The organism is Bradyrhizobium sp. USDA 4369 (assembly GCF_054056435.1).
Genome location: NZ_JBSRYH010000001.1, coordinates 1,566,349 through 1,579,935 on the forward strand (window position 1 = coordinate 1,566,349; position 13,587 = coordinate 1,579,935).

Sequence of the window (13,587 nt, forward strand, 5' to 3'; positions counted from 1 at the left end):
TCGGAGCGATCAGGCAGCGGCAGGGATGGCGGTGTGCTTCCAGCTCCAGGGCAGCAGGTCTGCGATCCTGCTGGCCGGATGATCGGGCAACCTGGCGAGGACGTCGGCAAGCCACGCCTGCGGGTCGAGGTTGTTGAGCTTGGCGGTCTGGATCAGGGTGTAGATGGCGGCAGCACGGCGGCCGCCATCGTCGGAGCCGGCGAAGGTCCAGTTCTTGCGGCCGACGGCCACGGCGCGCAGCTCGCGTTCGGCCGCGTTGTTGGTCATGCACAGCCGGCCATCGTCGATGAAGCGCGTGAACACCTCCCAGCGCTTGAGGCTGTAGTCGATCGCCTTGGCGGTCTCGCTCTTGCCGGAGAGCTTGGTGCGGCGCTCGTGCAGGAAGGCATGAAGCTCATCGACCAGCGGGCGGCTGCGCGCATGGCGCGCGGCTTTGCGCTCTTGGGCCGGCAGACCGTTGATCTCGCGCTCGATCGCAAACAGAGCGTCGATCTTCGCGATCGCTTCGATCGCGATCGGCGCCTTCTTCAGCCGTGCGATCTCGAAGAACTTGCGCCGTGCATGCGCCCAGCAGCCGACCTCGATGATCGGGCCCGGCTTCCGCGATGGATCGTAGAGCCTGTTGAAGCCGGCATAGGCATCCGCCTGCATCGGTCCAGCATAGGTCGCAAGATGCGCCTCTGGATGGGTGCCGGAGCGGTCGGGCGAGTAGAAGAACAAGGCGGCCGGCGGCGCGTGCCCGGCGAAGGGCCGATCGTCGCGCACATAGGTCCAGACGCGCCCCGTGCGCGTCTCGCCCTTGGCCAGAACCGGCACCGTGGTGTCGTCGGCATGGATGCGCTCGGCAGCGAGGACATGCGCCTTGATCGCATCGACCAGCGGCATCAATGTCGCCGCCGCCGCGCCGACCCAGTCGGCCAGCGTGGAGACGTCCAGCATCACACCTTCGTGCGCATACGTCGTGCTCTGCCGGTTGAGGGGCAGGTGCAAGCCGTATTTGGCGAATAGGATGTGCGCGAGCAGACGCGGTCCAGCGCGCCCGCGCGAGATCGGATGGAACGGCGCCGGCGGCTGGCTGATCGCCTCGCAGGCGCGGCAGGAGAACTTCTCACGCACATGCTGGATCACCTTCCACTGCCGCGGCACGAGCTCCAGCGTCTCGGTCACGTCCTCGCCGATCTTGCGCAACCTGTCCCCGCCACAGCATGGACAATTGGCCGGCGCGGGATGAACGACGCGCTCCCGCGGCAGGTCTTCGGGCAGCGGCCGCCGCGCCGGACGCCGCCGCTCGAATGGCTGCACGTCTATCTTCGCGGCCTTAGCGCGTTCGCCTGCCAGCTGCGCATCGGCTTCGGCCTCCGATGCATCCTCCTCGAGGTCGGCGAGTTCCAGCTCGAGCTGATCGAGCACCGAGGCGCGCTCGGAGGATTGGCCGTGCTGTTCGTGCTTGAGCTTGGCGATCGTGAACTTCATCTGCTCGATCAGCAGCGTGCGGGCGCGGACCTCGGCTTCGAGATTGCGTGCCTTGGCTTCCGCCGCAAGCTTGGCCGCCTGGCCGGCGAGCACCAGCGCCTTCAGCGTCGCGACATCATCAGGGAGCGAATCGGCTGTGATCATCACAGAAGATGGAATCACAGCTCCGCCCGGCACGCATCAGTGCCGTGACGTTCGAGCCCTCAACCAACAGCTTCCGGGCGCCACGTCCGCTGCGGATGCCGCCAGTCGATGCCTTCGAGCAGATAGCCGAGCTGGGCCGGCGTGATCGTCACCGCTCCGTCAACAGCCTGTGGCCAGATGAAGCGGCCGCGCTCCAGCCGCTTGGCGAACAGGCACATGCCCTGGCCGTCGTGCCACAGCACCTTGATCAGCCCGCCGCTGCGGCCGCGGAACACGAACAGATGGCCGCCATGCGGATCGCGCTTCAAGGTCTCCTGGACCAGCAGCCCCAGGCCGTCGAAGCCCTTGCGCATGTCGGTATGGCCGGTCGCCAGCCAGACCTGTGTGCCGGAAGGGATCGGGATCGTCATCGCGAGCCCGCCCGGAGCGCCGTGATCACCGCCGTCACCGTCGCGGCATCCGCCGCGCCGCTGATCCGGATCTTGGTCTCAGTCCCGATCTCGACTTCGATCAGCCCCTGAGGCGGAGCTGCCGCTGCGTGAAGATCGGGATCGGCTGCAATCGTCACAGCGGCGAAGCCGGGCACGGCAGTCTCCTCGCCGCACAGCTGCTGGCGCCAGCGGAACACCTGGCTGGAATGCACACCAAACGCGCGCGCCACGCCCAGGATCGTCGCACCCGGCTGCAACGCTGCAGCGACGATGCGCTCCTTGTCAGCCCGCGACCAATGCCGCCGTCGCCGCTCCGACGTGATCACTTCAACTTCCGCTTTGGCCATAGGACTAGCTCCAGGACTAGTCCTATGGCTTCGCGAAGCCTCACTGCCGACGCAAGGTGGCCGTCACCGGGGGCTTACCGTTCAACGTCTTCAGCAAGGTCATTGCAATCGCTCCGACGACGATAGCGGCACCGAGGCTCCTGCATGCGATGATGAGCCTGACACGGCTGCAGCCTCGTCACCGCTCGACCGCTACCAAGGGCGCCCTGCCCTCCAACTCGGCCAATTACGCTCTTTGCCGACCCGAGAGAACCAACGCTGTCACCCCGTTGCTCAAGGCCGCAGATTGCGTTACATCTGTGTCAACGTTCGTTGTTTGGGATGTAACGGAAATGGCCGAAGGCGTATTCGTGGCGTATTATCGAGTCTCGACAAAGGGCCAAGGGAGATCGGGCCTCGGTTTGGACGCTCAAAAGGAGGCGGTGCGCACCTATCTCAATGGCGGTCAGTGGTCGCTCGCAGCAGCGTTCACAGAAGTGGAAAGTGGTAAGCGAGACGATGACCGTCCGCAGCTTGCCAGGGCATTACAGACATGCCGTGTCTACGGCGCCAAGCTTGTGATCGCCAAACTCGACCGACTGTCACGTGATGCACACTTCCTGCTCGGATTGGAGAAGGCCGGCGTGGACTTCGTTGCGGCTGATATGCCGCATGCAAACCGGCTCACCGTCGGCATAATGGCGATGGTCGCGGACGAGGAGCGACGCGCGATCTCGGACCGCACCAAGGCGGCCCTCGCAGCTGCGAAGAGGCGTGGTGTCGCGCTGGGCGGCGATAGGGGGGGGGCGGCTTTCACGTGCTGCAAGGAAGGCTGGCCGAGAAGCACAGATATCCCGTGCCAATGAGCGAGCCGCCGACCTTGCCCACATAATCAGGGACCTACAGTCCAGCGGCATAACATCGCTCAGCGGCATTGCCAGGAAGCTTACGGAGCGCAACATCCCCACCCCTCGCGGCTCAACAAAGTGGAGCGCTGTGCAAGTGGCCCGGACCATAGCTCGGCTTTAGCTCGCAGGGGTTCGCAACTGCCCTCTTGCCGACGCTGCATCGCGGCTGTGCATGTTCACTTCTAAGCATCCCTATCAGTGCTTTTGTTGCATTGGGGCGCCGAGTCTTCGAGTTCATGTTCCTTGAAGAAACGACTTTACGTTGCTAGAGATACAGCGAGCGATTTGCCCGCATACCATTTTAATCCCAGCCCAAGCTGCTCACTAGGCTCCGAGCCATCCATGAAATCGCAATGGTCGTCTTAACTCTCAAGGCAAAGAACGATCATCTACAGAAGGTCGCGAGCACACGCGACAACATCAAGGCCATTGCAGAGTATGTCTGGAACGCTCTCGACGCAGACGCCACCGAAATAAGCGTCGACCTCGAACGAACGTCGCTTGGTGGTATCGTGGCCATCGTCGTGCGAGACAATGGATCAGGTATTTCACAGAGCCGGGCTGAGCACGACTTCGAGAGCCTTGGCGAGTCGTGGAAACTGCACGCCGCGAGAACGCCTAGGCGAGGCCGAGCGATCCACGGGAAGGAAGGCCAAGGCAGATTACGCTTTTATTCGCTCGCACAGAAGGCCCGCTGGACCTCTGTCTACGAGACGAACGAAGGCCGCTTTCAGCTCAAGATCGAGATCGACGCCAGCCATCTCCAAAACAGCTCCGTATCAGAGCCAGCCTCGGTTCCATCTGACGAGCCCACCGGAACGATCGTTGAACTCTCACCGCTGAAGAACACCTTTGACTGGCTTGGCAGCGAAGAGGCTCGCTCGGAATTTGATTCAACATTTGCGCCCTATATAATGCAATATCCTGACGTCAAGATTGTCTATGATCAACGCCCCGTCGATCCGACCAAGACCATCGAGCATTCTCATCAGTTTCCGTCTCAGCCCATAATTTGTCCTGGTCGTACGGTTAGCGACTTAACTTTACGCGTTATTGAGTGGAAGTCGCACGTCGCTGAACGGAAAATCTACTTCGGCGGCGAAGCAGGCGTCGTCCTCGGTTCGCTACCTGCAAGCGTCACGGCGCCCGACTTCACCTTTTCCGCTTATGCTTACACTCCCTTCTTTAACGAAATCGCGAAGGCCAATCTTCTTGAGTTCGACGGGGGGCTAACAGACCCCGCCTTTGCCCGAGTACTAGAGTATATTCGCGATACCCTAGGCGACTACTTCCGCGCCCGAAAGTCCGAAAGATCAGGTGAGCTGATCCAAGAATTGAAGGACGCCGGCGTCTATCCTTATGAGGGGGACCCTCGCGACGAAATCGAGCGCCACGAACGGCAAGTCTTCGACATCGCGACCCATGCCGCCGTTTCATATTCGAAAGATTTTAAGAAGGCCGACAATCCGCTCAAAAAAATCGCGCTAGGCTTACTCAAGGAAGCGCTGAAAAATAATCCAGAGTCAGTGACGCGAATATTGAAGGCCGTCTTCAATCTTCCAAAAGTTCGGCAGGATGAGTTCTCCCTACTGCTAGAGAGAACAGAGCTCGGCAACATCATCTCAGCATCCAGCTTGGTTGCGAACAGGATAGTCGCACTTGAGGTTCTTCGAGAGATTGTTTTCGAACCGAAGCACAGGAATACAATCAAGGAGCGAGGCGAACTAGACGCTCTAATTCGAGACAACACCTGGATATTCGGTGAAGGGTTTCACTTGACAATGGCAGAAGCGGGCCTAACGAAAATTATGGACCGCGTGTCGGAGGAACTTGCGCTAAAGCGGAAGCGAGGTATCAAAGTTCGCAAACCGGACGGAAAAATTGGCCGGATCGATTCATTCTTAGGACGGGTTATTCCCGGAGAGAATGCTAGCCATCACGAATATCTCCTCATCGAATTGAAGCGCCCGTCTTTGGAGATTGGGCGAAAGGAGATGGATCAACTTGAGGACTACGTTAACGCAATTCTATCTCAGCCGGACTTTATCAACACCTCCACTCAGTGGCACTTTTTTCTTGTGACCGCAAAGTACGATGACGTCGTTAGGCAGCGTATCACTCAAGAGAACCGGCCCGCTGGACTATTTATCGACAAACCCAATCACAAAATATGGATCAAGTCGTGGGCCGAATTAATTCGGGAGTGTGGCGCGCGGCTCAAGTTTGTTCAGGAGAAGCTTCGCATCGAGGTATCCGCCGAAGAGATTCAGGAGAGAATTGCTGAGCTAAAAGCATCTGTCCTGAAATCGCCTGATCAGCCGCAATTTGAACAGCGGAAGATGGACGGGCTCTCGCGTGACTACGACAACGCCGCTACTGCTAGCGACAATGGCCAGCAACCGCAGCTCCGCTCACAATAGCCCGTCCAACAGCTCTCCTCTCGGTAACTGACTCCAGCGCCTCGCGTCGAATGAAATCAATCAGTCCACAAATATCCCTAGCTAGGCTGGCGCTTACCAGCGCCGCTTCGATTCTTGCGGATGCAGACAGCTTGTTCGCGCTCATTTCTTGCAGCAAGAGCAAAGGCGGCCACAGGGACATCGCCCGGGACATGTATACGTCTCCCCTATACCGCAAGTCCGTTCAACTGGCCGAGCTGTGGGGTATTCCCTTTTACATCTTGTCGGCGAAATACGGCTTGCTGCACCCTAGCGACTTGATCGAGCCATACGAACAGACTCTTAAGACGGCATCCAAGACGGAACGGCAGGATTGGGCCCAGCGGGTTGACAAGCAGTTACGTGAGCTTCCACGCAAGGACTTCGTCGTACTCGCCGGAGACGACTACTTTGCGCCGCTTGTTGAGGCGGGCAGCGGCGCGCCACTGAATTACTTTGCACCGATGCGTTCTCTATCTTTGGGAACGCGCCTCGCGTTCTTAAATGAGGCAATCAAACTTGAGCGGCGGCGCAGCGCTACTAGGACGGCCTATGAATTTTTTGAAAGGCTTTCAACGTCGCGGATACCACCTCGTTTGAGCGATCTATTAGCGACTGACCTTCCAACGCACGGTGTGTATTTCTTCTTTGACGAGACGCAGGCTACCCAGTTCTCAAAAATTATTCCACGACTTGTCCGCGTTGGCACGCACGGCGTTTCCGCCGGTTCGACGGCCACCCTTAGAACTCGACTACGAACCCATTTCGGAACTAGAGCAGGACAGGGCAATCATCGAGCCTCAGTCTTCCGCCTTCACGTTGGACGCGCCATAATTGAGCGTGAGAACCTCCAAGATCAATTTCCGGACTGGGGCAAAGGTCAATCCGCGTCCCGGGAGATCACTGATCGCGAGGCCGCTCTGGAGGCGAGAGTTTCCCGCTATATCGCGAATCTTCGCGTCCTCACCATTCCGGTGATCGATTCAGCCGGCAAGAGCAGCATGAGAGCAACAATAGAGCGGCAATTTATTGCGATGTTCACCGAGCACCTTTGCCCACTTGAATCCGCAAGCTCGGATTGGCTAGGGAGGTTCTCCGACAAGCCGACCATCAAAGAAACAGGCTTGTGGAACGTTCGGGACGTTGGAGAAGAATACGACCCGAAGTTTCTGACGCTACTTGAAGCTTACTTGATTAAGAATGGTCACCGCTAGCCGCGGAGGATAATATATGGCTACCGCAACCCCTCTTGCCCTCGCCATAAAGGAGGAACCCAGGCTACCGCTTTGGCTTACACACCTTTGGCAACGAGCATCCGAACACGAGCGCTTAGGTCTAGTATTAGGCGCGGGAGTATCGTTCGACGCAAAAGTCCCGCTTTGGGGTGAACTCGTACGCCGTTTGGCGGAGGCAGCAGGGCTTTCCGAACAAATTCTATTCGAGCATCAAAAGGCACGCTTTCCTGAGACTTTCCTCGCTGAAATTCTCTACCGCCACCATCATGCTGATCATCCCAAATCTGCAGATCGGTTTCACGAATACCGCGTTAACTCGGCCTGGAAACAGAAGATTCGCCAGTGCCTCTATAGAGACATTCGCGACAAGACGTTCGAACAGATTGCCAAAGAGCACCCCTACCTGAAGGGTCTAGCCAGCCTGGTGTGCAAGTCCAGATTCGCCGTGACTCTCAATTTCGATGACATCGTCGACCAAGCTGTTAGTGCGCATGTCGAGGAAATCCTAAACGCGGTACCCAACACCTCTATAGCCAATCCGGAGATCATCTTTCATCCAAAGGTCGAGACCCGAAAACACGCTCCAGTTATATACCACATCAATGGCAGCTTGCCGCACGACCAACCGAGACGCAGCAGCGCGAAAGTCGTGCTGACCGAGGACGCGTTTGCCGACGTGATGCTCTCGCCGAATTCCTACAACGCAGAGTATGTAATCAACCAATTCGCGGTACGAACTTTTGTCCTGCTTGGGCTGTCGCTGAGCGACAACTCTTTAAAGAATATTCTGAGGTCGAGCGCAAAGAGGAACCCCGCAAATCACCATTTCATCGTACTTCACGAACTGGACGAAAGCCCAAGGTCGCCCGAAGTCCGAGCAGACATTTTCGAAGTGAACCTTCACGTTTACAATCTGATCACGATATTCCTCACCACAGCTCAGCACAAAGAATTTATTGACATACTGAACGCATCGACGGCGGATCAATTCGACGAAAGGCTTCTCGCGCTCGGGGCACAAAGTACCATCCACAGAAAGTACTACATCGTCGGATCTGTTGCCTCTGGAAAAAGCTCGACGATAGATGCACTGCGGTGCTTTACCACATTCGAAGAGTTTAGCGGGCGCGTTCCGAAAGAGATGTATCAGGACGACACGAGTCTGACTGAAGAGGAGCAGAAGATTGTCGATGAATACCTCTTCCCCAGGCTCATCGACAAGAACAGAAATATGATGCGAGCTAACTCTGGTGTACGCATCATGGACCGAGCATTTCTAGACTTGTTCGCCTTCTCGAAGAATGGAAACAAAGCTGAAATCATGAGGAAGGCGCTAGAACTGAAAAATCGCATTGAACGACACAAAAAGCCTTTTGAGGACGGTCACATCTTCTTCCTTGGAGCATCGTCAGATGCTCTTGAGGAACGGCTACTTCAGCGCAGCTCTTCAAGGGATGCTGATGGGAAATTTGGCTTTGAGTTAGAAACCTTAAGGAGCCAGGACAGGTCTCTCAGGAAAATTTATCAAATTGAAGATGCGCAAGTACTCGACACAAGCCACCTCACGACCGCGGAGGTCGCGAAGGTGATCGCCAGGGAAATCTTACTGGGTGACTATCAAGAGTTTCACTTCGCGAAGCGACTCGAAGAAATAATTGCCGGGGATGGAGTGATTTGATCACTAACCGACCAAACATCTATCTTGCTGCCCCGCTCTTTTCTCCGCAGGAGAGGCAGTGGAATGCCCGGCTACGCGACGCTCTGACCGGATTTGCTGACGTCTATCTGCCTCAAGAAGATGGCGCTCTTCTGGTGGACCTCGTCGCAAGTGGCGTGTCTCTGGAAGAAGCCAAAAACTCAATCTTTTCGGCAGACATTCGCGCGATTGATCGATGCGATATTCTGCTAATCGTTATGGATGGACGGGTCATTGACGAAGGTGCGTGCTTCGAACTCGGATACGCCTATAGTCGCGGCAAGATTTGCTTGGGGTTGAAGACCGATGTCCGTTCACTGCTTCCTCTCGGAGATAATCCTATGATTGACTGCGCCCTTCGTAGAACATTCCGGGATGTTGATTCTGCTTGTGATTGGATTAGACGTCGACAATGGGAGCAGCAATGAACGCATCAGCTGCACTAGTTCTGTTTTCAGGCGGACAGGATTCCGCGACGGTCCTTGCTTGGGCACTCAGCCGCTATGAAAGGGTCGAAACAATTGGGTTCGATTACGGTCAAAAGAACGCTGTTGAGATGAACCAGCGGGCCGTTTTTCGGTCTCGATTGGTCGATCAGTTTCCCGACATGGCGCTACGACTAGGGCCGGATCACGTAGTAGCACTAGATTTAGCAAGCCAGATCGCGGGCAATATCGAAACCTTCGACCCGTCCCGGAACGAGATGCTTCATCGAAGAAGGTATATTCCCGGGCGCAACCTCATCATGATGTCGTTAAGCGCAAGTGTCGCCTTCCGCCGTGGAATAGATGTCTTGGCATGCGGGGTTAGTGAAACCGAATACTCGGGATATCCTGATTGTCGGCGGCAGGCGATGAACGCAATTGAAGCAGCGCTGAACGAAGCAACTGGCCTTTCATGGTCTATACAATGCCCCCTTATGGACCTCGATAAATCCGGTGTCTGGCGCTTGTCTTCCGACATCGGCAAGGGCGCCTTGGTGGAACTCATCAGAGAAGAGACGCACACCTGCTATGAAGGCGTAAGGGATGAACCACACCCTTGGGGATACGGATGCGCACACTGCGATGCCTGTCGACTTAGGGAGAAAGGTTGGCGGGAATTCACAGCAGCGTCAGCCTAGTAAATGCAGGGTGTTCACCCGATAGACATATGCACCCAGCGCTGATACACAGACACCAATGGTGAGGCGAAAAACCTCAATTATTTCAGTTGGTAAGGTGCGATTCGCAACAGTTCAATCCTGTCCGGCAGCACCATCCAATGTTCCCCCAAAATACCTGTCACCATCTCGGCCTCATGGTTCGAGATACGCCGCGCTTGGGACTGCGAACGACCGCCCCGACTCGGGCGCGGCGCTCCTCACCATGATGGGCCGGCTTCGAAGCCGGCGCTGCATACTAGCCATAAGCAGCGTGGTCATGGAGAGCCCGACGGGTCCATGAGGGACGACGGCGTCACTCCAATTTTTTAGTCGAGACGCCGGCCAAACCGGCGGTGCGCCCCCTCCCCCGCTTGCGGCGAGGGTTGGGGTGGGGGGGGCCGCTCCGGCGGCGGTGCACGTGGAGAGATTTCCCCCACCCGCATCGCATCTTCGATGCGATGCGACCTCCCCCGCAGGCGGGAGAGGTGCACCGTGCTTGTGGCACGGGCGTGCGTTCCAACCGCAACATGGCCTTCACTCTCAGCCCTGCTGTGTAGTGCTCGGCCCTGCCCCTCACCGTGACAGCAGGTTCTCCTTCGCCAGATCGATCACCTCGTCGCCGCGGCCGCTCATGACGGCCCGGATCAGCCAGACGCTGAAGCCCTTCACCTGCTCCAGCCCGATGGTCGGCGGCATCGACAGCTCCTGCCTGGCGATGACCACGTCGAGCACCGACGGGCCATCATGCGCGAGCCAATCGGCGACCGCGCCCGGCAGCTCGCCGGGATTCTCGACGCGGCGGCCATGGATGCCCATGGCCTGCGCCATCGCGGCGAAATCCGGATTCTCCAGATTGGTGCCGTGCTCGACGAAGCCCGAGGCCTTCATCTCCAGCGCGACGAAACCGAGCGTACCGTTGTTGTAGATCACGACCTTCACCGGCAGCTTCATCTGCTTCAGGGTGATGAGATCGCCCATCAGCATCGCGAAGCCGCCGTCGCCGGACAAAGAGATCACCTGCCGCCCCGCCTGCGCGGCCTGGATGCCGATCGCCTGCGACATCGCATTGGCCATCGAGCCGTGCACCAGCGAGCCGACCAGACGGCGACGGCCATTCATGGCGATGTAGCGCGCGGCCCAGATCGTCGGCATGCCGACATCGAAGGTGAAGACGGCATCGTCCGACGCCGTCTCGCTGATCAGCCGCGTCAGATATTGCGGATGGATCGGACGGCGGCCAGGCGTGCCGACCGCGAGATCGTCGAGCCCTTTGCGCGCCGAGGCGTAGCGCGCGAGATTGTCGTCGAGGTGACGGCGATCGGATTTGGCATTGAGCTTCGGCAGCAGCCCGCGAAGGGTCTCACCGATGTCGCCGACCACGCCGACATCGAGCCGGGCGCGGCGGCCGAGCTGGCCCGGCCGGATGTCGACCTGCGCGATTCTGACATCGTTCGGAATGAACTGCTTGTAGGGAAAATCGGTGCCGAGCATCAGCAGCGTGTCGCAGCTGTGCATGGCGTGATAGCCGGAGGAGAAGCCGATGAAGCCGGTGAGCCCGACATCATAGGGATTGTCGTATTCGACATGCTCCTTGCCGCCGAGCGCATGCACGACCGGGCTCTGCAGCGTCTCGGCGAGCTGCATCAGCTCCGCATGCGCGCCGGCACAGCCGCGGCCGCAGAACAAGGTCACCCGCTCCGCGCCATTGAGCAGCGCCGCGAGTGCATCGAGCTCGGGCTCGGCGGGCCGCACCACCGGCTTCGGCGGCAGCAGGCCGATCGTCGGCGGCAACGCGCGCTTCGGTGCCGCCTTCAGCGCGACATCGCCAGGGATGACGATCACGGCGACGCCGCGCTCGCCGAGCGCTGCGCGTATCGCGTTCTCCAGCACGAACGGCATCTGCGTGGGATCGGAGATCAGCTCGCAATAGACGCTGCATTCGCGGAACAGGTTCTGCGGATGGGTCTCCTGGAAGTAGCCGCCGCCGATCTCGCTCGACGGAATGTGCGCGGCGATCGCCAGCATCGGCGTGCGGCTGCGCTGCGCGTCGTAGAGACCGTTGATGAGATGCAGATTGCCGGGACCGCAGGAGCCGGCGCACACCGCGAGTTGGCCTTTGATCTGCGACTCTCCCGACGCCGCGAAGGCCGCGGCCTCCTCATGCCGGACATGCACCCAGTCGATCGTCCTGCGCACGCGCAGCGATTCGGTGAGCCCGTTGAGGCTGTCGCCGACGACGCCATAGATGCGCTTGACGCCAGCGATTTCGAGCATCTCGACGATCTGGTCTGCAATGGTGGCCATGAGCAAATGAGTCCCTTGTAGAAGGCTTGAGGAGATGAGAAGCAACGCGGCTGATATCGGACATCACAGCCGCCACGGCCCGCGCCGGCCAATCAAAATTTCGCGGCTGCGAAAGTTCCCTGGGGATCGCCGCGCAGCGGCTTGGGAATCACGATTGGATGTCGAAGGCGTGACATCGCCTCCTCGCGGCGCGCATGGCGTCCGAGCTTTGCTGCAGGACCGCCCTCTTTGGACATCAAGGGCGCAGGGAAGGCCGGGAGCCTGCCGCTCCCATGGCCCGCCTGCAGAAAAAGAATGCAGGCGGCAGTCACCACAGGTTCGGCGGGGACATCCCGGCCCTCCCTGCGCGATGGGCTTACGAATTATACGCGCTCTCCCTGGGGACCGGGCTTGTTTGCCCCCATCACCCGCGATGCGCGTGAAGCACATCAGCGAGCTTGGCCTCAGCGTCGGGAGGCCAGGACCACGCGACTTCATCGTCCGTCATGTCACAAGCCGTCTCGCGCTGACGCGCCTTGGCGCCACACCGGCCATCGCATCCCACACACAACGCTCGTGACGACTCGCGAAGCGCCCCTCTTCGATGAGCGCGGGACGCCGGAAAATCTGGATGTGATTTGCCCGACGATGCAAGCCGAATGGCTGCGGCAAACTGGCACGACGGGCAATTTGGGCATGGCGGATATGCGGGGCAAAGTAGTCAAGTGAAAGGCTGAGCCGGAATCAAAATCTACTTGCTAGGGCAAGAGCGAGAGCCGGCACGTAGCGTCGCAAAGCGTGGCGCCGCGGCGCGCGCCTGAGGAGCCAAGCCGATGACATTGCTGCGGCTCACGTCAGCTCCTTCAGGCCGCCTGATGTTTCAATCTGCGCACGATAGCGCAACCGCGGCCCGGGCCTGATCTCGGGCGGACGATCGAGTGAAAGCGTGCGATAGAAGGCCTGCAACGCGGTGGGGTCCGGATGTTCGAGCACGAAAGACCTCAATCGCGCGCCGAGATCGGCAATGCTCGCCATCGCACGCGGCCTGCCGCGCCTGTCGATGATGGAGGGGACCGCGCCGTCGCGCGGCAGCGCGCCATCATTCGGAACGGTGAAATCGAAGGCCGGATCGAGGTCGGGCAATGCGCGCTTCTCGCCAAACACACCGGGATGCCCGGCCACGACCAGATCGATCGCGTCCGTCCTTGCGACCCAGCCGCGCAGGCGGCGGCCCTCGTCCCAATCCACCCTCACCCGCTTGTGGTCATCCAGACCAAACCAGCGCGCCCGCCTGGGTGTTGCCGCCGCGGGATCGACGGCCACGATCTCCAAATAGACCGCATCGCCAAGCTGCAGCAGATGATTGTGCGTCCCCATGTAATCATGGCGCTGCCCGAACGGGACATCAAGATCGATGAAGTGGCGAACATGCGCAACGCCCTCGGCGAGGCTCGGCGCGATGACCGTAAGGTCATCGAGCTTCAGCATGTCCTGTATATCCGCTCCATG

Annotated in this window: 10 protein-coding genes and 1 pseudogene; 6 read left to right on the top strand and 5 right to left on the bottom strand. The window is 59.1% G+C overall.

The genetic code is table 11. The annotated features are described in order from the left end of the window. Positions 1-9: 9 nt before the first annotated feature. The 3 genes from tnpC to tnpA are packed head-to-tail and all read right to left on the bottom strand — an operon-like array spanning position 10 to position 2,395. On the bottom strand, positions 10-1,617 hold the full coding sequence (tnpC, locus tag ACVIJ6_RS07205) for an IS66 family transposase (protein ID WP_456772119.1): 1,608 nt from the start codon (positions 1,615-1,617) through the stop codon (positions 10-12). Positions 1,618-1,676: 59 nt separating this feature from the next. Beyond that, a complete protein-coding gene (tnpB, locus tag ACVIJ6_RS07210) occupies positions 1,677-2,027 on the bottom strand; it encodes an IS66 family insertion sequence element accessory protein TnpB (protein ID WP_456772120.1) in 351 nt (116 codons plus the stop codon). Further along, a complete protein-coding gene (gene tnpA / locus ACVIJ6_RS07215; RefSeq protein WP_039187448.1) occupies positions 2,024-2,395 on the bottom strand; it encodes an IS66-like element accessory protein TnpA in 372 nt (123 codons plus the stop codon). Before tnpA ends, tnpB begins: the two co-directional genes overlap by 4 nt. A gap of 332 nt (positions 2,396-2,727) precedes the next feature. On the opposite strand from tnpA, the pseudogene ACVIJ6_RS07220 reads away from it, so the two are divergent. The 6 genes and pseudogenes from ACVIJ6_RS07220 (at position 2,728) to queC (ending at position 9,774) form a co-directional block, all read left to right on the top strand. Then, positions 2,728-3,403 (top strand): annotated as a pseudogene (locus ACVIJ6_RS07220) (recombinase family protein). A 232-nt stretch (positions 3,404-3,635) separates the two neighbouring features. After that, the gene (locus ACVIJ6_RS07225) at positions 3,636-5,702 is read left to right on the top strand and encodes an ATP-binding protein (RefSeq protein WP_456772121.1); all 2,067 of its coding nucleotides are present in this window, start codon (positions 3,636-3,638) and stop codon (positions 5,700-5,702) included. A 131-nt stretch (positions 5,703-5,833) separates the two neighbouring features. After that, positions 5,834-6,934, top strand: coding sequence for a DUF6884 domain-containing protein (locus tag ACVIJ6_RS07230; RefSeq protein WP_456772122.1), 1,101 nt, complete (start codon positions 5,834-5,836; stop codon positions 6,932-6,934). 16 nt (positions 6,935-6,950) lie between these two features. Beyond that, positions 6,951-8,633, top strand: coding sequence for an SIR2 family protein (locus tag ACVIJ6_RS07235; protein ID WP_456772123.1), 1,683 nt, complete (start codon positions 6,951-6,953; stop codon positions 8,631-8,633). After that, positions 8,630-9,079: a nucleoside 2-deoxyribosyltransferase gene (locus tag ACVIJ6_RS07240; RefSeq protein ID WP_456772124.1), complete on the top strand. Its 450-nt coding sequence runs from the start codon at positions 8,630-8,632 to the stop codon at positions 9,077-9,079. The genes ACVIJ6_RS07235 and ACVIJ6_RS07240 overlap by 4 nt, the downstream gene beginning before the upstream one ends. After that, positions 9,076-9,774: a 7-cyano-7-deazaguanine synthase QueC gene (gene queC / locus ACVIJ6_RS07245; protein ID WP_456772125.1), complete on the top strand. Its 699-nt coding sequence runs from the start codon at positions 9,076-9,078 to the stop codon at positions 9,772-9,774. The genes ACVIJ6_RS07240 and queC overlap by 4 nt, the downstream gene beginning before the upstream one ends. A 594-nt stretch (positions 9,775-10,368) precedes the next feature. Here the strand turns inward: queC and poxB are convergent. Continuing rightward, entirely contained in the window at positions 10,369-12,099 is a 1,731-nt protein-coding gene (gene poxB, locus ACVIJ6_RS07250; protein ID WP_456772126.1) for a ubiquinone-dependent pyruvate dehydrogenase, read from the bottom strand. Between the two features lie 828 nt (positions 12,100-12,927). Then, positions 12,928-13,566 carry a VOC family protein gene (locus tag ACVIJ6_RS07255; protein ID WP_456772127.1) on the bottom strand — a complete coding sequence of 213 codons (639 nt, stop codon included), beginning with the start codon at positions 13,564-13,566 and terminating at the stop codon, positions 12,928-12,930. Positions 13,567-13,587 lie beyond the last annotated feature (21 nt).

Coding starts and splice junctions, on each gene's coding strand:
- poxB (WP_456772126.1), bottom strand. CDS start 12,099: ATGGCCACCATTGCAGACCAGATCGTCGAGATGCTCGAAATCGCTGGC.
- tnpB (WP_456772120.1), bottom strand. CDS start 2,027: ATGACGATCCCGATCCCTTCCGGCACACAGGTCTGGCTGGCGACCGGC.
- queC (WP_456772125.1), top strand. CDS start 9,076: ATGAACGCATCAGCTGCACTAGTTCTGTTTTCAGGCGGACAGGATTCC.
- tnpA (WP_039187448.1), bottom strand. CDS start 2,395: ATGGCCAAAGCGGAAGTTGAAGTGATCACGTCGGAGCGGCGACGGCGG.
- tnpC (WP_456772119.1), bottom strand. CDS start 1,617: ATGATCACAGCCGATTCGCTCCCTGATGATGTCGCGACGCTGAAGGCG.
- ACVIJ6_RS07235 (WP_456772123.1), top strand. CDS start 6,951: ATGGCTACCGCAACCCCTCTTGCCCTCGCCATAAAGGAGGAACCCAGG.
- ACVIJ6_RS07225 (WP_456772121.1), top strand. CDS start 3,636: ATGGTCGTCTTAACTCTCAAGGCAAAGAACGATCATCTACAGAAGGTC.
- ACVIJ6_RS07255 (WP_456772127.1), bottom strand. CDS start 13,566: ATGCTGAAGCTCGATGACCTTACGGTCATCGCGCCGAGCCTCGCCGAG.